Raw genomic sequence first — 18557 nt, 5'->3', positions numbered from 1 at the left:
CAATTAATTGCATGGGACCAGAGTAAGCACTGAAGCGCTAACTCAGGCCGACAGCGAACCCTTTAAGGAGAACGGCGATGGAAGTCATCAACCACACCGTCATTAACCTGATCATCTTCGTGCTGGCGATCTACGTCGGCTACCACGTGGTCTGGAACGTCACGCCCGCCTTGCACACGCCGCTGATGGCCGTAACCAACGCGATTTCGGCGATCGTGATCGTCGGCGCGATGCTCGCGGCCGGGCTGACGCTCGGCGGCCCCGGCAAGTTCTTCGGCACGCTCGCGGTCGCGCTTGCGGCGGTCAACGTGTTCGGCGGCTTTCTCGTCACGCGACGAATGCTGGAGATGTTCAGGAAGAAAGAGCCTAAGAAGCTTCCCGCAGCCGCCAAGGAGAACGCGTAATGAGCCTGAACGTCGTCACGCTGCTTTATCTGGTCGCGTCGGTCTGCTTCATTCAGGCGCTCAAGGGGCTCTCGAATCCGAAGACGGCGCGCGTCGGCAACACCTTCGGCATGGTCGGGATGGCGATTGCGATCCTCACGACCATCGCGCTGATCGCCAAACAGGCTTCGGCACTGGGCTCGAACCTCGGTCTGGGACTCGGGCTGCTGCTGGTCGCGCTGGTGATCGGCGGCGCGGTCGGCGCGTTCGTCGCCGCGCGCGTCGAGATGACCAAGATGCCCGAACTGGTCGCGGCGATGCACTCGCTGATCGGTCTCGCGGCAGTCTGCATCGCGTATGCGGTGGTGTCGGAGCCGGCCGCGTTCGGCCTTGTCGATCCCGAATATCCGATTCCGGGCTTTTTGCCTTTCGGCAACCGCATCGAGCTGTTCATCGGCACGTTCGTCGGCGCAATCACGTTCTCGGGTTCGGTGATCGCGTTCGGCAAGCTCTCGGGCAAGTACAAGTTCCGCCTCTTCCAGGGCGCGCCGGTGGTGTACGGTGGCCAGCATCTGATCAACCTGATGCTGGCGATCGCGATGCTCGGCTTCGGCATCATCTTCTTTCTCACGCAGGCTTGGCTGCCGTTCATCATCATGACGATCATCGCGTTCGTGCTCGGCGTGCTGATCATCATTCCGATCGGCGGCGCGGACATGCCGGTGGTCGTGTCGATGCTGAACTCGTATTCGGGCTGGGCGGCGGCGGGCATCGGCTTCTCGCTGAACAATCCGATGCTGATCATCGCGGGCTCGCTGGTGGGTTCGTCGGGTGCGATCCTGTCGTACATCATGTGCCGGGCGATGAACCGTTCGTTCTTCAACGTGATCCTCGGCGGCTTCGGCAACGAGCCGGGCGCGGCGGCGGCCGGCGGTTCAGCCGAGCAGCGTCCGGTGAAATCCGGTTCGGCGGATGACGCGTCGTTCATGCTCGGCAATGCGGAAACCGTGGTGATCGTGCCGGGTTACGGGCTCGCGGTGGCGCGTGCGCAGCATGCGTTGAAGGAGCTGACCGACAAGCTGGTCGAGAAGGGCATCGAGGTGAAGTACGCGATTCACCCGGTGGCCGGCCGGATGCCGGGACACATGAACGTATTGCTCGCGGAAGCGGAAGTGCCCTACGACATGGTGTTCGAAATGGACGACATCAACGGCGAGTTCGGCCAGGTCGACGTGGTGCTGGTGCTCGGCGCGAACGACGTGGTGAATCCGGCCGCGAAGAACGATCCGAAGTCGCCGATCGCGGGCATGCCGATCATCGAGGCGTATAAGGCGCGCACGGTGATCGTCAACAAGCGTTCGATGGCGGCGGGCTACGCCGGGCTCGACAACGATCTGTTCTACATGGACAAGACGATGATGGTGTTCGGCGATGCAAAGAAGGTGATCGAGGATATGGTGAAGGCAGTGGAATGAGTGCGCGAGAGTCGCGGGTCGCGCGATGGCGCGCCCGCGATTTTCATTTGCTTCGCTTTCTTCACCCGCTTCACTTCGGCTTGGCATTCACGTGCCGCAGCAAGTCCGCGAGCCGCCGGCCTTCCTCGTCCGGATACGCTTCGAGCACCTGCAGATTGTCGATCTTCTCCAGACTGAAATTGCGGAAATCGCCGCGCAATTCGCACCACGCGCCGAGTGTCCAGCGCGCGCCCCAATAGGCTAGCGCGAGCGGCCAGACGCGGCGCTCGGTCGCCGCGCCGTTCGCATCGGTGTAGGCGAAGCCCACCACGTGCCGCGTGTCGATTGCACGATGCAGCGCATCCAGTTGCGCCGAAAAATTCCCTTTGATGTGAAACGACGGCGCGAAGATCGCCAGCCTCTCGAGCGTCGCGCGTTTGTCGGCGGGCATTGCCGAGGCGATCTTGGCGAGCGCCCCGCGCGCGCCGCTCGCGAAGCCCGCGCCGCCCCACGATTCGAGCATGCGCGCGCCAGCGGCGAGTGCGGCCAGTTCGTCGGCGGTGAAGGTGAGCGGCGGCAGGCTCGCCGCGCGGCTCAGCCGGTAACCGATGCCGGCCTCGCCTTCGATCGGGACCCCTGATAATTGCAGATCGCGCACGTCGCGATAGACGGTGCGCAGCGAAATGTTCAGCCAGTCGGCCAGTTGTTGCGCGGTGGTCAGACGCCGTCCGCGCAGTAGTTCGGCGATCTGGAACAGGCGGTCGGCGCGGCGCGTCATCGTGGGCGTCTTGTAGAAAAGGACGGGAACGGTCCCGCGATGATAGCGCCGCATGCCGCGCTCCGCTCGAGGTTCAACGTGGCGCGCGCTGCCGCGTCGCGCGCCGCGTTCCGAATGTGTTGCGTGGTACCGCGCCGCGTTGCGCTGCGGCGGGCTTCAGCCGTTGGTGCGCGAATGCAGGCCGAGGCGGTTGCCTTCCGTATCGGTGAAGAACGCGATGTAGCCGATGTCCTGCGGCAGCTTGATGACGGGGCCGTCCACCTTGCCGCCGGCTTGCTCGACGCGCGCGAGAGCGGCGTCGACGGTCGGCTGCGCGGTCAGATAGACGAGCACGCCGTCGCCGGCCGGCGTCATCGACGGGCTGTGGACGATCGCGCCGCCGGTGGCCGGTTCTTCGTAGCCGAATACGGCGATGGGCTGGCCGCCGATCTCCTGACGATCGAGTTTGACGTCGAGCGCGGTTTCATAGAAGCGGACGGCGCGATCGAAATCGACGGACGGAATCTCGAACCATGCAACAACCTTGGATGACGTGGACATGACACTCTCCTGTGGGTGGCGGGTAAGCCGTGCAAAGCGCCGGATGGCGTGAGAAGAAGTGTGCGGGGGTGCTGCTGACAGCGTGGTGGCAGTAGGGTGTGGCAGTAGCGGGACGACAAGCGGCCGGCGCGCGAGCCTTGATGACGAAAAAAAACCGCGCAACCCAAAGGTCCGCGGTTTTTCATTGCCGTGCTACGGCGCGTATCAAGTGCCTGCTCAGCCTGCCGGCGTATCGCCCTGCTGCGGGCGCTGACGCACGCTGCCCGCGATCAGATCGAAGCGGAACAGCCGGCATTCGAGCGCGCCGTTAAAGAGCGGCGTCTTGGTCGATTCGCGCAGCCGCAACTGCCCCGGCAGCTTGCGATCCGATGTCAGGATGAACGCATGCCAGCCGGTGAAGCGCTGCTTCAGCGCATCGCCGAGCGACTGAAAAAACTCGCTGTCCGGTGTTTCTTCCTGCGCGCGGCGGAAGCTGTCGTCGTCGCGACTGGCGCGGCCTTCGCGCAGTTCGCCGCGCGCGTTGCGGCCGCGCACTTCGATCCGCTCGCCATACGGCGGATTCGCGACGAGGATGCCCGCCGCCGCCGACGTCGGCGGCGTCATACCGCGCGCGTCGACCTGCTTGAGCGGGATCGTCGGTAATCCGGCGCGCTGGAAGTTCGCGCGCGCCTTGTCGAGCATGTCGCCGGAAATATCGCTGCCGAAAATTTGCAGATCGGCGCGCGAGCTGCGCGCGGCGTGCTTGGCGTCGAGCGCGGCCGCCTTCAGCGTCTGCCAGGTCTTGGCCTCGTATTGCTTGAGCTTTTCGAAGCCGAAGCGGCGTTCCGCGCCCGGCGCGATATTCAGCGCCACTTGCGCGGCTTCCGCGAGGAACGTGCCGCTGCCGCACATCGGATCGTACAGCGGCGTGCCGGCGCTCCAGCCGGTCAGCCGCAGAATGCCCGCCGCGAGGTTCTCGCGCAGCGGCGCCGCGCCCTTGTCCAGACGCCAGCCACGCTTGAACAGCGGGTCGCCGGAGGTGTCGAGGTAGAGCGTGCAGTCGGTGGCGGTGAGAAACGCGAACACGCGCACATCGGGCATGCCGGTGTCGATGCTCGGCCGCGCGCCGCTCACTTCGCGCAGACGGTCGCAGATCGCGTCCTTCACACGCAGCGTCGTGAATTCGAGGCTGCGCAGCGGCGACTTGATCGCGGTGACATCCACGCGCAGCGTTTCGTTCGCCGAAAACCACTGTTCCCAACGCTGTTCGACAGCGAGTGCGTAAATGTCCTGCTCGCTGCGATACGGCCGATGCGCGATCTTCAGCAGCACGCGGCTCGCGAGGCGCGAATGCAGGTTGGCGGCCATGCCGGCGGCCCAGCCTCCGCAAAAATGCACGCCGCCCGGCACTTGTGCGCCGGCCGTAAATGGCGCGCCGTCCAGATGTCGGGCGGCAATTTCGGCGAGTTCGGCAGCAAGCGAGGCTTCAAGGCCGCGCGGGCAAGGTAGGAAGAAATCAAAGGACATTGAGGTTGCCGGAAGGCGTTGGATAAGGCGCTATTGTACGCGGTCGGGGTAGGCCGCCATGCGGGATCGCATGGCGGCTGCCGCCGCGCGCACTGGCCAGGCTCGCGTGGCGAGCCGCGGTTAGCCGGCTTCGCGCGACGTTTTCGCCGGCCACACCAGTTCGAGCGGATGGCGGCGCACGCGCTGCCAGATCGCGCCGCGCAGCGAGCGCACGGCGTTGCGCCGCAAGTCGCGCGACTTCACGGCCATGTAGAACGCGAGCGCGAAACTCACGGTGACATTGAGTATCGCCATGCTGCCGACCCCCGCCACTGCCCACCACAACTCCGGCCATTTCAACGCGCTCTCGCCGAGCACGCCGAGCGCAATACCGATCGAGCCGGCGCTGAGCGTCACGTGACGCACTTCGAACGAGAACGCCAGCGCGCTGACGATTGCCGGCACGAGGCCGAGCATCAGCCCGAGCGTCACATTGCCGACCACCCCGGCCACGTTCGAGCGACACCACTGCGCGAGCCGGTTGGCGGCCGCCGCGCCGAGCGTGAGGCGCAGGCGGCGGTTATAGGCGAGCGCGTCGGCTACGCGATGCAGCACGAACCAGTTGTCCGCCCAACCCGCCAGCAGGCTCGACGACCACAGCAGCACGCCGGTCAACGCGGCGTAAAACGGCGTCGGCCCCAGCAGCGAGAACGAGACCAGCGTCGCGTGAGCCTTCTGCGGCGAAATGACGTCGGCGTGAAACAGCGCGTGCCACAGCAGCTGCACGGCGAGGCATACCGGAAACACCAGCAGCACGTTGCCAAGGACAGCGGCGGCCTGGGTGCGCATCAACGCGGTCACCGAACTCACGAAACTGTCGACGCCCGCCGGTGTGCCGACGCCGTCGAGTTCGCGCGCGAGGGTGGGCGCGGTCATCGCCGGCTGCTTGGTGGCGAGCGAGAAATGCAGGAAGTGCATCAGCAGGAAACTGGCCGCGTAGTTGATGCCGGCCAGCACGCCTTCGAGCGTCGCTTGCAGATGCGCGCCGGTGATCGCGAACTTCACGCAGACTGTGACGACGGTGACGAGTCCGCCGCCGGCCGCCATGCGCAGCATCTTCAGATATTCGGCGCGATCGCGGGCGATGTAGTGCTCGCCGGTATCCGCGCTGTACTCGACGACCTTGCGCGCCAGCAGCGAGAAATTGCTGCGCAGCAGATGCGCGACGCTCTGACTCGCGTGATTCGCCCTGATGAGTTCGGCGCTCAGGCGCGCGCCGGCGTGCGGATCGTCGTGCGCCATCCAGGCGTTCAGCAGATTTTCGGCGCGCACGATGCGCATGCGCATCCGCTCGACCTGGAACACGATGTCGACGCTCACGCCGTTGCGGTAGAGGTGCGCGAACACGTTGTCGGTGGCGGCGCGGCAATCGTCGAGCAGGAGCCGCAGGTAGTTGACTTCGCGCAGCAACTGATCTTGCGGCGCGCCGGTCTCGAACGCGTGATGCGCGGCTTCGACGGCCAGCATCGCGCGCGTGAGCCGGTAGAACGGCTGCTTTTCCATCGCCACGCGCACGTCGCTGGCGTCGTGGGGGGCGTTGTCGCCGGCGTCGTCGGAACCGGCGCCGCCGAGGCGGCTGCGCACCGTTTGCGACAGCCCCGTCGAACTGATCTGGCAAGTGAGGTTGTGCAGCGCGGCCAGCAGATCGAGCGAGAACGGCGTGCTGTCGCGCGGCCGGTCTTCGTGCGCGGCGTAGTCGAACAGTGTGTGGATGCGGACCAGCAGGTCGGCGGGCAGCGTGGCGATCCAGTCGGCGTCGCGCTCCGAGTCGAACATCAGCGTGACGATCGCGGTGAGGTCGCGCCGGTTCGGCGCGGGCGGGATCAACGACGCTTCGATGCGCTCGAACAGCGCGCCGAAGAAGCCCGAATGCACCGGCATGCCGGCGTCGCACAGAAGGGAGAGACCGTCGCTTTCACGCAGCAGCGCGCGCAGGATGCCGGCGACGTTGGCCTTCCACGCGGGGTTGCGATCCAGCATGTGCAGCAGATAGCGGACTCGCTTGTGCGCGGGAGGCGTGCGGGATGCGGCGGGTTCGGCGTGGGGGTCGCCGGGGTCGCCGGGGCCGAGCGCGCCGGGCTGCACCGTGCGGCCACGGCGAATCCAGTGGGCGAGTTCGATCAGCCATTCGCTGCGCTCCGGATACGGGGCACTCTGGTCGGCGATGGCGAGCAGCGCATCGAGCTGATGGCCGCCGTCGCGTGACGCGCGCCATTTCTTGATGAGTCGTTTGAGCGAGTCGAACATTTTTATCCTGCGTGACGTGTGCGACGTGTCAAAGAATCGCTTAGTTTTCCCTGGCTTTCCCTGATGACGCCAGTGCGAGCGTTGATTGTGACTGGGGCGATTTCGGGAACGGTGTCGGCGCTTGAGCCGCTGGTGACGCGTGGTCTGAATGTTCAGCTGATGGAAGCCAGACGCAACGGATTAAGCTATACGTGCGAGCGCCAGGTGGGAAGGAGGTTGTGGTTCGCAGGCATGATTGCGCGAGCCAAGCGGCGGGTTTGCATTTGCTCGTGCTTTCGACCCCCGGCTCGCGTGGACGATGGGGTCCGTTGGCGACGCGCGAGGGCGGACTCATCGACTCTCCCTGTTTGGCGCGTCATTGCCCTCGCGGTTTGCTGCGTGGCGGCGGGCGCTTCGTCTTTGCACCGCTCCCCGCCCCGCCTCAGCCCGTTCAGCCGCCAGCCGCTGCCGTCGTTGCAGCCGCAGAAGGACACGCCGGCACAACCACGCTGGTCCCCTTGCCCCAGGCGCCACTCGCCGCGCGGGCAGGATTCGCCGCCGCCATGGCCTGCACCGCCGACGCAATCTGCGCGGAAATCTGCGCCAATGCCTGCCGATGCCCTTCGACCAGCGCGTCATAGCCGCCGCCGACCGGTTCGCTCACCACGCTGCGGCAAGTCATCACCGCGTTGCTGCGCACGGCACGCACGCTCCACACCGCATCCATCAGCGCATGCGAGCCGGGCCACGACTCGAAGCGCTGCACGTTCATGCTGACGCGATACACGGGCGTCGCATCCGGATGCGCGGTGCCGTACACGTCGATGGTGCGAAGCTGCTGCGTCAGACTGGTCGACAGCGCGCGCCGGATTTCGTCACCGGGCAGCGAGGCCCAGCGTTCCTCTTCGAGGACCTTGACCTGGGTCGGGCCCGTCTGCACGACCAACTGATTCTTCGCCACCTGCGGCGGCACGTCGATTGGCGCGACCTCGATCAGCCAGGCCGGCGCGGCCGTGCTCGCGCTGAACGGCGCGGCGGACCCGGCCGCATCGGCGCCGAGCGTGTAGAAGCGGCTCGGCGGCGACGCACACGCCGCGAGTGCCACCGCCGCGGCCAGCGCGCCGGCGTACACAGCCCCGCGCACGAGCACGCGCGGCGGGCGGGGGAGCCGGGCAAACATCATGGTTTATCTCCTGATTTACCGCGCAACAGCGATTCGGGGTGACGCTCCAGATAATCCGACAGCGCGTTCAACGACTGCAGCGTGCGCGTCAGTTCCTGCAACGCCTGATGAACATCCGACTGCAGCGGCGAATCCTGCTGCAAGGTCGCCTCGGCCGAGCCGAAGGTCTGCTTCGCCGCCGCGAGCGTGTCGCGCGCCTGCGGCACGACTTCCTTGTCGAGACGCGTGAACAGCTGATCGGCGTTCTTCAGCGCGTTGTTCAGGTTGTCGCCGATCTGGTCGAACGGCACCTTGTCGAGCTTCTTCGCGATATCGGCGACCTGCACCTGCAACTCGTCGAGCGTGTTCGGGATCGTCGGCAGTTCGAGCGGATCGCTCGCCATGTCGACGGTGGCCGGCGGCGCCTTCGGGAAGATATCCAGCGCGACGTACAGCTGGCTCGTGATCAGATTGCCGGTGCGCAACTGGCCGCGCAGTCCATGCTTGACCAGTTGCTGCAACAGGGTCTGGCCGGCTAGGCTGCCCGGCTGCGGCGCGGTTTCGCGGAAGCGCTTGCCGAGGCGGTCCGGGTACAGGTTCATCGTGACCGGCATCGTGAAGCTGCGCGTCGTCGGATCGTAGTCGATCCCGATGTTGGTCACTTGGCCCAGCACGATGCCGCGGAAATCGACCGTCGCGCCGACCGACAGCCCGCGCAGCGACTGATTGAAGTTCATCACCACGCGCAGCGGCACGCCGTCCGGGTCGCGCATCGCGTCCGATTCATCCGACGCGAGGCGGAACGTCATGTTGTTCGGCGCTTGAGCGCCCACGCCCTGGCCGGGCGGCGACTGGAACGACAGGCCGCCGACGATTACCGTCGCGAGCGACTGCGTGTTCAGCTTGAAGCCGCTCGAATCGAGCCGCAGGTCGACGCCGCTCGCATGCCACCAGCGCGAGTTGGTGCCGACGTACTGGTCGAACGGCGCGGACACGAACACCTGCATGGTCACGCCGGTGCCGTCCTTGTCGAGCGAGAAGCCGACCACCTGGCCGACCTGCACGCGCCGGTAGAAGATCGGCGAGCCGATGTCGATCGAGCCGAGCGAGTCGCCGTGCAGGATGAACTGATGACCCTTCTGGTCGCCGGTGATCGGCGGCGGTGTTTCGAGACCGACGAAGTTCTTCTCGGTGTCCGTCGAGCGGCCGGCGTCCGCGCCGATGTACGCGCCCGAGAGCAGCGTGGTCAGACCCGACACGCCGCTCGCGCCGACGCGCGGCCGCACCACCCAGAAGCGCGAATCCTTGACCGCGAATTTTCCGCCTTCCTTGGTCAACTGCACCTCCACCAGCACGTGCGACAGATCCTGCGACAGGGTGATGGTCTTCACCGAACCGACGTCGACGTCCTTGTACTTGACCTTGGTCTTGCCCGGTTCGAGGCCTTCGGCGCCGATGAAGGTGATCGTGATGGTCGGGCCTTTCTCGGTCACCGATTTGATCACGAGCGCGAGGCCGATCAGCGCGGCGATGAGCGGAATCACCCAGACGAGCGAAGGCAGCCAGCGGCTGCGCGGCTCGATCTCGGGGTCGGGGATGTGCGGCGGCAGTCTGGGTCCGTTCGAATCGTTGCGCGGCGCATCGTCGGAAGCGGGCGTCGGTCCTTGCGGGCTATTCATGTTCAAGATCCTGAGTATTTTGAGTGTTGCCGTCCACGGGGTCCCAGATGAGCCGTGGATCGAATTGCATCGACGCCATCATGGTCAGAACCACCACCGAGCCGAACGCGATCGCGCCCGGTCCGGCCGTGATCACGGCGAGCGATTTGAAGCGCACCAGCGCGACCGTCAGCGTGACGACGAACACGTCGAGCATCGACCAGCGGCCGATCCGCTCGACCATGCGGTACAGCGTGATGCGCTGGTCGGGCCGCCAGCGCGAGCGGCGCTGCGCCGTGACGGTGAGCAGCACGAGCACGCTCAGTTTGAGCATCGGCACCATGATGCTGGCGATGAACACGATCACCGCGAGCGGCCAGTCGCCCGAGGTCCAGAAGTACACGACGCCGCTCATGATGGTGTCGTCTTCGGAGCCGAGCAGCGACGAGGTGTGCATCACCGGCAGCAGGTTCGCGGGAATGTACAGCAGCGCGGCGGCGATCAGCAGCGCCCACGTGCGCATCAGGCTGTCGGGGATGCGCGAGTGAAGCCGTGCGCCGCAGCGTCCGCAGTGCTGCGGCGTGACCGAGCGGATGCGCGGCTCGACTCGGCCGCATGCATGGCAGGAGACGAGGCCCGCGCGTTTCGCGGTGACGTATTTCATCGTCGGCTCATCCCTGACGCGGCGCGGGCGGCACGCCCGGCGGCAACGCGGGTTGCGCTGCGCCCGGCAGGGCTGTCGACACCGCCGCCTGCACGTCGGCCGGCGCGGGCGGGCCGGCCTGCGAGCCGACGGCCGCCGCCGCGCTATCGGAGGAAGTGCGCGGCAGCGGCCGCTGGTCGAGGCCGCCGAGTTCGTCGGCGAGATCCCACAGCACGCGCGGATCGAACGTGACGACCACCGCGAACATCAGCGTCAGGGTGCCGAACGCGAACAGCGCGGCTTCGGGAATCACGCGCGCGAGGCTGACCATTTTCACGATCGTGATCAGTACGCCGAGCATGAACACTTCGATCATGCCCCACGGGCGCACGAACTGGATCGCGCGCAGCACGCGGTTGAACGCGCTCGGCACGTAGCCGGCGCGCAGCGGCACCAGCACGTAGAGCAGCGCGACCAGCTCGGTCAGCGGGAACAGGATGGTCGAGCAGAACACCATCACCGCGACGATCTGCATGTCCTCGTCCCATAGCGCGACGAGCGCGCCGAACAGGGTGGTCTGCGAGGTGATGCCGTTGGCTTCGAGTTCGACGATCGGAAAGCCCTGCGCGATCACGAAGGTGATCAGCGCCGCCAGCGTCATCGCGCAGATGTTGTCGAGCTTGCGCGACACGCCGCTATAGAGCGTCGCCCGGCAGCGCGGACAGCGCGCGGCCACGCGCCCGACAAGCCGTGGCTTGCGGAACAGCGTATCGCATTCATGGCACGCGATCAGGTTGTCATGTTCCATATGGCAGAAGGGCTAACGGAGTGAGAGGCGGCGGGCAACGTCGAATCTTGGGGCCGGTCCGGCGGAGTGCGGACCAATAGTACCAAACGCGGCTTCGCGGCCGCGCCGACCAACGCACGGGACGTGTACCGCCAGCCCCGATCCGGGCGGCCTCGCCACTCGGAAGTCTTACACCACTTGGCATAGATCCGACAGTATCCGTCCCTTATTGTTCAGCGGCGGTCCGCACTGTCGCAAAATTCGGACCCGCCTCGCTCGACTCCACCGCAGCCAGCTTTGCGCGCATGGGGTAGCATGGCGGCCTTGGCGTGTACCGCAGCGGACATGTCCTGGCCGGAAGGACCGATGCCGGTCGCATCGAGGCCCGGGAATAGCACGGCAAGCTGCGCCGTTAACCTCTCTTAGCTTGCGTTGATCTGTCATGGCACTCAATCCTTCATTCGGCAGTCGGGAGTCGTACACGCGCACCGCGATCGCCTTTCACTGGCTGATCGCGCTCCTGATCGTGTGCGGCTTCGCGCTCGGCTGGGTGATGACCGATATCCCGGGCTTCACGCCTACCAAGCTGCGCTATTTCTCCTGGCACAAATGGATCGGCGTGACGGTGTTCGCGCTCGCGATCCTGCGCGTTCTGTGGCGCGCGACTCACTCGGCCCCGGCGATGCCGCGCCGCATGCCCGCCTGGCAGCGCGGCGTCGCGCATCTCGTGCATCTGTTGCTGTACGTGCTGATGATCGTGATTCCCGCCTCCGGCTACCTGTATAGCTCGGCGGCGAACGTGCCGGTGGTGTATCTCGGGCTGATTCCGCTGCCGCGTCTGATCGCGCCCGACCCGCACCTCAAGGAGCTGCTGAAGAACGTGCATATCGCGCTGAATTACACGTTGCTCGTGCTGGTCGCGCTGCATGTGGCCGGTGCGCTCAAGCATCAATGGCTGGATCGCGACGGCTTGCTGTCGCGCATGCTCCCTTTCCTCAAATAAGGACAAACATGAAGGTCTCGTTTTATCGCTACATGCTCGCCGCGTTCGCCGCGGCCTCGCTGACCGCGGCCGGCAGCGCGCTCGCGCAAGTGGAGGTCGCGAAGAGTTCGGTGACGGCCACTTCGAAGCAGATGAACGTGCCGGTGGAAGGCAAGTTCGGCAAATTCACCGCGCAGGTCAAGTTCGATCCGGCCAAACCCGCCGAAGGCAGCGCGCAGCTCAGCATCGACGTGGCGAGCTACGATCTTGGCGACGAGAGCTACAACGACCAGGTGCGCGGCAAGGAGTGGTTCGACGCGAAGACCTATCCGAGCGCCACCTTCGTGTCGAGCGCGATCGCGCCGGCCGGCGGCAATCAGTTCAAGGTGACCGGCAAGCTGACCATCAAAGGCAAATCGCAGACGGTGGTGGTGCCGGTCACGGTGAGCCAGCAGGGCGCGACGCAAACCTTCGACGGCTCGTTGCCGATCAAGCGCTCGCAATTCGACATCGGCACCGGCGAATGGAAAGACACGTCGGTGGTCGCCGATGATGTCGTGATCAAGTTTCATATCGTCGCCGCGCACCAGTGACGCGTGCGAGGATCTTGATGTCCGCCGCGCCGCTCGGGCGCGCCCATATTTTCACCGGAACTAGGAGCATGAATTGAAAACATCCATGTTGATCGCGGTTGGCGCACTGGCTTCTTCTGTCTCGCTCGGCGCGTTTGCCGCCGACACCTATCAGCTCGACCCGACCCACACGTATCCGAGCTTCGAGGCGGACCACTTCGGCGGCCTGTCGACGTGGCGCGGCAAGTTCACGAAAAGCTCCGGCACGGTGACGCTCGACCGCGCGGCGAAGACCGGCACCGTGGACGTGACGGTCGATCCCGCTTCGGTCCAGACGGGCAACACCAAGCTCGACGACCATCTGAAAACGGATGCGTTCTTCGACGTCGCCAAGTATCCGGCGGTGACCTACAAGGGCACGGACATCAAATTCGACGGCGACAAGCCGGTGGAAGTGGTCGGCAACCTGACGATGCGCGGCGTGACCAAGCCGCTGAATCTGAAGATCGATTCGTTCAAGTGCATGCAGCACCCGTTGCTCAAGCGCGAGGTGTGCGGCGTCGAGGCGAGCGCGCAATTCAACCGCGCCGACTACGGGATGGATTTCGGCACCAAATACGGCTTCAGCATGGAGACGAAGCTGCATATCCAGTCCGAGGGCATCAAGCAATAAGCGCTTGAGCGTGTCGCGCGTCGTCGAGTATCGGTATCGAATCGCGTAAGGGCCTTGCGCCGCGATGCAAAAACCGCTTCGTTCGCTTTGCGACGAAGCGGTTTTTTCTTGCGCGCGTGATACGGCGGACGCCTTATGCGGCAGCGCATCCAATTTGCCGCTCGCGTCGAATTTATTTTCCAGTTAAATAGAGCGCTGGCATCGTACCGGCTATGCGCGTATCCGGTCCGGCAATATCGGGCGCACCAAGCCCGCATCGAGAATATTTCGCGCGAACAGGAGATCTGGATGAATGCAACGACCGCAGCAGGCCTCGTGGGAAGCCGGCGCAATTCGTGGCGGGCGGTGATCGCCGCGTCGATCGGCAATGCGCTCGAATGGTTCGACCTGGTGGTGTACGGCTTTTTCGCGGTGACCATCGCGAAGCTGTTTTTTCCGGCCGGCAATGACACGGTCTCGCTGCTGCTGACGCTCGGCACCTTCGGTGTGTCGTTCTTCATGCGGCCGCTCGGGGCGATCGTTATCGGCGCATACGCGGACCGGGCCGGGCGCAAGGCGGCGCTCACGCTGTCGATCCTGCTGATGATGGGCGGCACGCTGATCATCGCGATCTTGCCGACCTATCAGAGCATCGGCCTGGCCGCGCCGGTGATCCTCGTGATCGCGCGTCTGATGCAGGGCTTTTCGGCCGGCGGCGAGTTCGGCAGCGCGACCGCTTTTCTGGCAGAGCACGTGCCGGGGCGGCGCGGTTTCTTCGCGAGCTGGCAGGTGGCGAGCCAGGGGCTCACGACGCTGCTGGCCGCCGGCTTCGGCGTGCTGCTTACCGGCAGTCTCGCGCCGGAACAGATGGCATCGTGGGGCTGGCGCGTGCCGTTCGTCTTCGGTCTGCTGATCGGGCCGGTTGCCTGGTACATTCGCACGAAGCTCGACGAGACGCCTGAGTTCCTCGCGGCGGAAACGACCACGACGCCGTTGCGCGACACCTTCGCGAGCCAGAAGCTGCGGCTTCTGATCGCCATCGGCGTGGTGGTGCTCGGCACCGTGTCGACGTATCTGGTGCTGTTCATGCCGACTTATGGCGTGAAGCAATTGGGGCTGGCGCCGTCGGTGGCGTTCTCGGCGATCGCGCTGACCGGCGTGATCCAGATGGTGTTCTCGCCGCTGATCGGTCATCTGTCGGACCGGCATGGGCGTACCACGATCATGCTGGTGCCGGCGCTGCTGCTGCTCGTGCTGATCTATCCGGCGTTTCTGTATCTGATCGCGCATCCGAGCTTCGGCACACTGATGGCGATGCAAATCGTGTTCGGCTTTCTGATGACCGGCTACTTCGCGGCGCTGCCGGGTTTGCTGTCCGAGATGTTCCCGGTGCAGACGCGTACGACCGGCATGTCGCTCGCGTATAACATCGCCGTGACGATCTTCGGCGGCTTCGGGCCGTTCATCATCGCGTGGCTGATCAGCGCGACGGGTTCCAAGGCCGCGCCGAGCTACTACCTGATTTTTGCCGCGGTGGTGAGTCTCGCCGCGTTGATGGCGGCGCGCCGCAAGCTTGGGTTTCGCTGACGCAAGGCCCAGGCGGTGGTAAACGCAAAAGGCCGGTTCACGAAGAACCGGCCTTTTGCATTAGCGAAGTCCGCTGCTATAGCGGAATCAAACTTGCGCACCCGCATTCGGATCGTTCGGATCGGTGCGGTCTTTCTTGTCCTTCAGCAGATCTTCGCGCTTCACGCCGAGCCACATCGCGAGCGCGGCGGCCACGAACACCGACGAATAGATACCGAACAGAATACCGACCGTCAGCGCCAGAGCGAAGTAGTGCAGCGTCGGGCCACCGAACAGGAACATCGACAGCACCATCATTTGCGTACAGCCGTGCGTGATGATGGTTCGCGACATCGTGCTGGTGATCGCGTGGTTGATCACCTCGATCACGGTCATCTTGCGTTCGCGGCGGAAGGTCTCGCGAATCCGGTCGAAGATAACGACCGACTCGTTCACCGAATAGCCGAGCACCGCGAGCACCGCGGCCAGCACCGACAGCGAGAACTCCCACTGGAAGAACGCGAAGAAGCCGAGAATGATCACCACGTCGTGCAAGTTCGCGATCACGCCGGCCACCGCGTACTTCCATTCGAAGCGGAACGACAGGTAGATCACGATGCCGATCACCACGCACGCGAGCGCGAGCAGGCCGTCGGTGGCGAGTTCCTTGCCGACCTGCGGACCGACGAACTCGACGCGCTGCAACTGCACCTGCGGGGTGTCGGCCTTCAGCGCGCTCATCACCTGGTCGCTCTGTTGCGCGGACGTGTAGCCCTGCTTGAGCGGCAGACGGATCAGCACGTCGCGCGAGGTGCCGAAGTTCTGCACCTGGGCGTCCGCGTAACCGAGCTTGGCGAGCGTGCCGCGCACCGGGTCCAGCGGCGCCGCGCCCGGATACTGCACTTCGATCACGGTGCCGCCGGTGAACTCCACCGACAGATGCAGCCCGCGATGCACGAGGAAGAACACAGCGGCAAGGAACGTCAGCAGCGAGATTGCGTTGAAGATCAACGCACGCTGCATGAACGGAATGTCTTTGCGAAAACGGAAAAATTCCATGGTCTTGTTCTCCGGGACTCAGCGGGATGAACCCGGTTTCTGCGGCGTGTTCGATGAACCCGGCGACGACCCCGACGCATTGCGGCGGCGCACGGTCGGCTTGCCGGCGCGCGCCTGCGCGCCGGCCGGGGCCTTCGGCCTGGCGGCGGCCGCCGCGACGGCTCGCGCGGTGTCGGTTGCGGCGTCGTTGCTGCCGAGGTAGGCGGAGGAGCCCGCGGGCGCCGTTTCCGGGCGCCACACCTGGCCGATCGCCAGCGTCTTCAGCTTCTTCTTGCCGCCGTACCACCAGTTGACCACGCCGCGCGAGAAGAACACCGCCGAGAACATCGACGTCAGAATGCCGATACAGTGGACCATCGCGAAGCCGCGCACCGGGCCGGAGCCGAACGCGAGCAGCGCGAGACCGGCGATCAGCGTGGTGACGTTCGAGTCGAGAATCGTCGCCCAGGCGTGCGCGTAGCCGTTCTGGATGGCCAGCTGCGGCGGCGCGCCGTGGCGCAGTTCTTCACGCACGCGTTCGTTGATCAGCACGTTCGCGTCGATCGCCATACCGAGCGCGAGCGCGATAGCGGCGATACCCGGCAAGGTGAGCGTGGCCTGCAGCATCGACAGCACCGCGATCAGCAGCAGCAGATTCACGGACAGGCCGATCATCGAGATCACGCCGAACAGCATGTAGTACGCGATCATGAAGACGGCGATCGCCGCGAAGCCCCACACCACCGAGTGGAAGCCCTTCTTGATGTTGTCGGCGCCGAGGCTCGGGCCGATCGTGCGTTCTTCGATGATTTCCATCGGCGCGGCGAGCGAACCCGCGCGCAGCAGCAGCGCGAGGTCGGCGGCGGCTTGCGGCGTGGGCTGGCCAGTGATCTGGAAGCGGTCGCCCAGTTCCGACTGGATGGTCGCCACCGTCAGCACTTCGCCCTTGCCGCGTTCGAACAGCACCATCGCCATCGGCTTGCCGATGTTGTCGCGCGACACGCTGCGCAGCGCGCGGCCGCCGGCCGAGTCGAGGCGCAGGTTGACCGACGGACGTTGATGTTCGTCGAAGCCCGCCGACGCGTCGATGATCCGGTCGCCCGTGAAGATGACCTGCTTGCGCAGCAGCACCGGCGTCTGGTTGCCTTGCGTGAACAGCTCGTCGCCCGGCGGCACCGGGTCGGACGGATTCGGATGCGTGTTGACCGGATCGGCGAGGCGCGCTTCGAGCGTCGCCGTGCGGCCGATGATGTCCTTCGCCTTGGCCGTGTCCTGCACGCCCGGCAGCTCGACCACGATGCGGTCCGCGCCTTGCTGCTGGATCACCGGCTCGGCCACGCCGAGTTCGTTCACGCGGTTATGCAGGGTGGTGATGTTCTGCTTGAGCGCGGCGTCCTGCACGGCGCGTTGCACCGCCGGCGTGAACGTGCCGACCAGTTGCAGACCGCCGTCCTGGCCAGGCTGCGTGGCCCACTGGAGTTCGCTGATGCTACGGCCGAGCAGCTTGAGCGCCGCGTCCGCCGTGGCCTGATCGGCCACGTTGACCACCACCGACTGGCCCACGCGGTTCACGCCGCCGTCGCGCACGTTGTTGTCGCGCAGCAGGGTGCGCACGTCCGAGGCGTCCGAGTCGAGCTTCTTGTTGAGCGCGCCGGCCATGTCCACTTGCAGCAGGAAGTGCACACCCCCGCGCAAATCGAGACCGAGGTACATCGGCAGCGCGTGCAGCGCGGACAGCCAGCCGGGCGACGCGCTTTGCAGGTTCAGCGCGACGACGAACTGCGGATCGGTCGGATCGCTGTTCAGCGACTTCTGCAGCAGGTCCTTCACGCGCAATTGCGTGTCGGTGTCCGTGAGCCGCACGCGAATGTTCGCGTTGGTCGCCGAGTTGTCGAACGTGACGGCGGTGGGCTTGATCTGATTGGCGGCAAGCGCGGCTTCGACTGCGGCCAGCGTGGTCGAGTCGAGCTTCACGGTTGCCTTGCCGCTCGACACCTGCACCGCCGGCGCTTCGCCGAACAGGTTGGGCAGCGTGTACACGAGGCCGATGACCAGAGCCACCAGCATCACGGCGTATTTCCAGAGGGGGTAGCGATTCATGAGTAGTCCAACGGGAAAGTTGGCTTGGAAGCGATGCGTCCGGCGATGAGCGCGGGCGATTCAGCAGCGGATTGCGTGGATCGCCGGCGAGGCCGCGCCGGACGCGAGAGAGCAGGCCTTACAGCGACTTGATCGTGCCCTTCGGGAGAATCGTCGTGATCGACGCTTTTTGCACGGTGATTTCCGTGCCTTCCGAGATTTCGACGCCGACGTAAGCTTCGCCCACCTTGGTCACCTTGCCGACGATGCCGCCGTTCGTCACCACTTCGTCGCCCTTGGCCATGGCGGAGAGCATGTTGCGGTGCTCCTTCTGGCGCTTCATTTGCGGGCGAATCATGATGAAGTACAGCACGCCGAACATCAGGATCAGCGGCAGGAAGCTCATCAGGTTCGATTCAATGCCACCTGTTGCTGCGCCTTGGGCAAAGGCATTGGAAATGAACGACACGTTGGTCTCTCCGTTATCAGTCA

At 65.3% G+C, this 18557-nt stretch carries 17 protein-coding genes; 6 read left to right on the top strand and 11 right to left on the bottom strand.

The window, feature by feature from the left end:
• Window positions 1-77: 77 nt before the first annotated feature.
• Both PQR02_RS11610 and PQR02_RS11605 read left to right on the top strand, forming a co-directional pair.
• Window positions 78-404 (top strand): NAD(P) transhydrogenase subunit alpha part 2, encoded by a 327-nt coding sequence (locus PQR02_RS11610; RefSeq protein WP_149672885.1) that lies wholly within the window; start codon window positions 78-80, stop codon window positions 402-404.
• The gene (locus PQR02_RS11605) at window positions 404-1858 is read left to right on the top strand and encodes an NAD(P)(+) transhydrogenase (Re/Si-specific) subunit beta (RefSeq protein WP_408229993.1); all 1455 of its coding nucleotides are present in this window, start codon (window positions 404-406) and stop codon (window positions 1856-1858) included. The genes PQR02_RS11610 and PQR02_RS11605 overlap by 1 nt, the downstream gene beginning before the upstream one ends.
• Window positions 1859-1928: 70 nt before the next feature.
• On the opposite strand, the gene PQR02_RS11600 is transcribed toward PQR02_RS11605, so the two are convergent.
• The 8 genes from PQR02_RS11600 to PQR02_RS11565 all read right to left on the bottom strand — a co-directional run bounded on the left by PQR02_RS11600 (window position 1929) and on the right by PQR02_RS11565 (window position 11197).
• Entirely contained in the window at window positions 1929-2669 is a 741-nt protein-coding gene (locus PQR02_RS11600; protein WP_408229990.1) for a helix-turn-helix transcriptional regulator, read from the bottom strand.
• Between the two features lie 102 nt (window positions 2670-2771).
• On the bottom strand, window positions 2772-3155 hold the full coding sequence (locus PQR02_RS11595) for a VOC family protein (protein WP_408229987.1): 384 nt from the start codon (window positions 3153-3155) through the stop codon (window positions 2772-2774).
• A gap of 216 nt (window positions 3156-3371) precedes the next feature.
• Window positions 3372-4661, bottom strand: coding sequence for a THUMP domain-containing class I SAM-dependent RNA methyltransferase (locus tag PQR02_RS11590; RefSeq protein ID WP_408229984.1), 1290 nt, complete (start codon window positions 4659-4661; stop codon window positions 3372-3374).
• Between the two features lie 120 nt (window positions 4662-4781).
• Window positions 4782-6947: a site-specific recombinase gene (locus PQR02_RS11585; RefSeq protein WP_408229981.1), complete on the bottom strand. Its 2166-nt coding sequence runs from the start codon at window positions 6945-6947 to the stop codon at window positions 4782-4784.
• Between the two features lie 430 nt (window positions 6948-7377).
• Window positions 7378-8109 (bottom strand): PqiC family protein, encoded by a 732-nt coding sequence (locus PQR02_RS11580; RefSeq protein WP_408229978.1) that lies wholly within the window; start codon window positions 8107-8109, stop codon window positions 7378-7380.
• Entirely contained in the window at window positions 8106-9767 is a 1662-nt protein-coding gene (locus tag PQR02_RS11575; protein ID WP_408229975.1) for a PqiB family protein, read from the bottom strand. The genes PQR02_RS11580 and PQR02_RS11575 overlap by 4 nt, the downstream gene beginning before the upstream one ends.
• A complete protein-coding gene (locus PQR02_RS11570; RefSeq protein ID WP_408229972.1) occupies window positions 9760-10410 on the bottom strand; it encodes a paraquat-inducible protein A in 651 nt (216 codons plus the stop codon). The genes PQR02_RS11575 and PQR02_RS11570 overlap by 8 nt, the downstream gene beginning before the upstream one ends.
• Window positions 10411-10417: 7 nt before the next feature.
• Window positions 10418-11197, bottom strand: coding sequence for a paraquat-inducible protein A (locus PQR02_RS11565; RefSeq protein ID WP_408229969.1), 780 nt, complete (start codon window positions 11195-11197; stop codon window positions 10418-10420).
• A 421-nt stretch (window positions 11198-11618) separates the two neighbouring features.
• On the opposite strand from PQR02_RS11565, the gene PQR02_RS11560 reads away from it, so the two are divergent.
• The 4 genes from PQR02_RS11560 to PQR02_RS11545 all read left to right on the top strand — a co-directional run bounded on the left by PQR02_RS11560 (window position 11619) and on the right by PQR02_RS11545 (window position 14969).
• Window positions 11619-12179: a cytochrome b gene (locus PQR02_RS11560; protein WP_408229966.1), complete on the top strand. Its 561-nt coding sequence runs from the start codon at window positions 11619-11621 to the stop codon at window positions 12177-12179.
• 8 nt (window positions 12180-12187) lie between these two features.
• Window positions 12188-12751: a YceI family protein gene (locus tag PQR02_RS11555; protein WP_408229963.1), complete on the top strand. Its 564-nt coding sequence runs from the start codon at window positions 12188-12190 to the stop codon at window positions 12749-12751.
• Between the two features lie 85 nt (window positions 12752-12836).
• Window positions 12837-13403 carry a YceI family protein gene (locus PQR02_RS11550; RefSeq protein ID WP_408230066.1) on the top strand — a complete coding sequence of 189 codons (567 nt, stop codon included), beginning with the start codon at window positions 12837-12839 and terminating at the stop codon, window positions 13401-13403.
• Between the two features lie 288 nt (window positions 13404-13691).
• Window positions 13692-14969: an MFS transporter gene (locus PQR02_RS11545; protein WP_408229960.1), complete on the top strand. Its 1278-nt coding sequence runs from the start codon at window positions 13692-13694 to the stop codon at window positions 14967-14969.
• Window positions 14970-15056: 87 nt separating this feature from the next.
• Here PQR02_RS11545 and secF read toward each other — a convergent pair whose 3' ends face one another.
• The 3 genes from secF to yajC all read right to left on the bottom strand — a co-directional run bounded on the left by secF (window position 15057) and on the right by yajC (window position 18534).
• On the bottom strand, window positions 15057-16007 hold the full coding sequence (gene secF, locus PQR02_RS11540) for a protein translocase subunit SecF (protein WP_408229957.1): 951 nt from the start codon (window positions 16005-16007) through the stop codon (window positions 15057-15059).
• An 18-nt stretch (window positions 16008-16025) separates the two neighbouring features.
• Window positions 16026-18086 carry a protein translocase subunit SecD gene (secD, locus tag PQR02_RS11535; protein WP_408229954.1) on the bottom strand — a complete coding sequence of 687 codons (2061 nt, stop codon included), beginning with the start codon at window positions 18084-18086 and terminating at the stop codon, window positions 16026-16028.
• A 118-nt stretch (window positions 18087-18204) separates the two neighbouring features.
• Entirely contained in the window at window positions 18205-18534 is a 330-nt protein-coding gene (yajC, locus tag PQR02_RS11530) for a preprotein translocase subunit YajC (protein WP_149672900.1), read from the bottom strand.
• Window positions 18535-18557: the final 23 nt, after the last annotated feature.

The sequence above is a fragment of the Paraburkholderia sediminicola genome, from assembly GCF_046026895.1.
Classification (GTDB): domain Bacteria; phylum Pseudomonadota; class Gammaproteobacteria; order Burkholderiales; family Burkholderiaceae; genus Paraburkholderia; species Paraburkholderia sediminicola_C.
The sequence above is the reverse complement of the archived record's forward strand: the minus strand, read 5'-3'. Positions and strand labels throughout refer to the sequence as shown.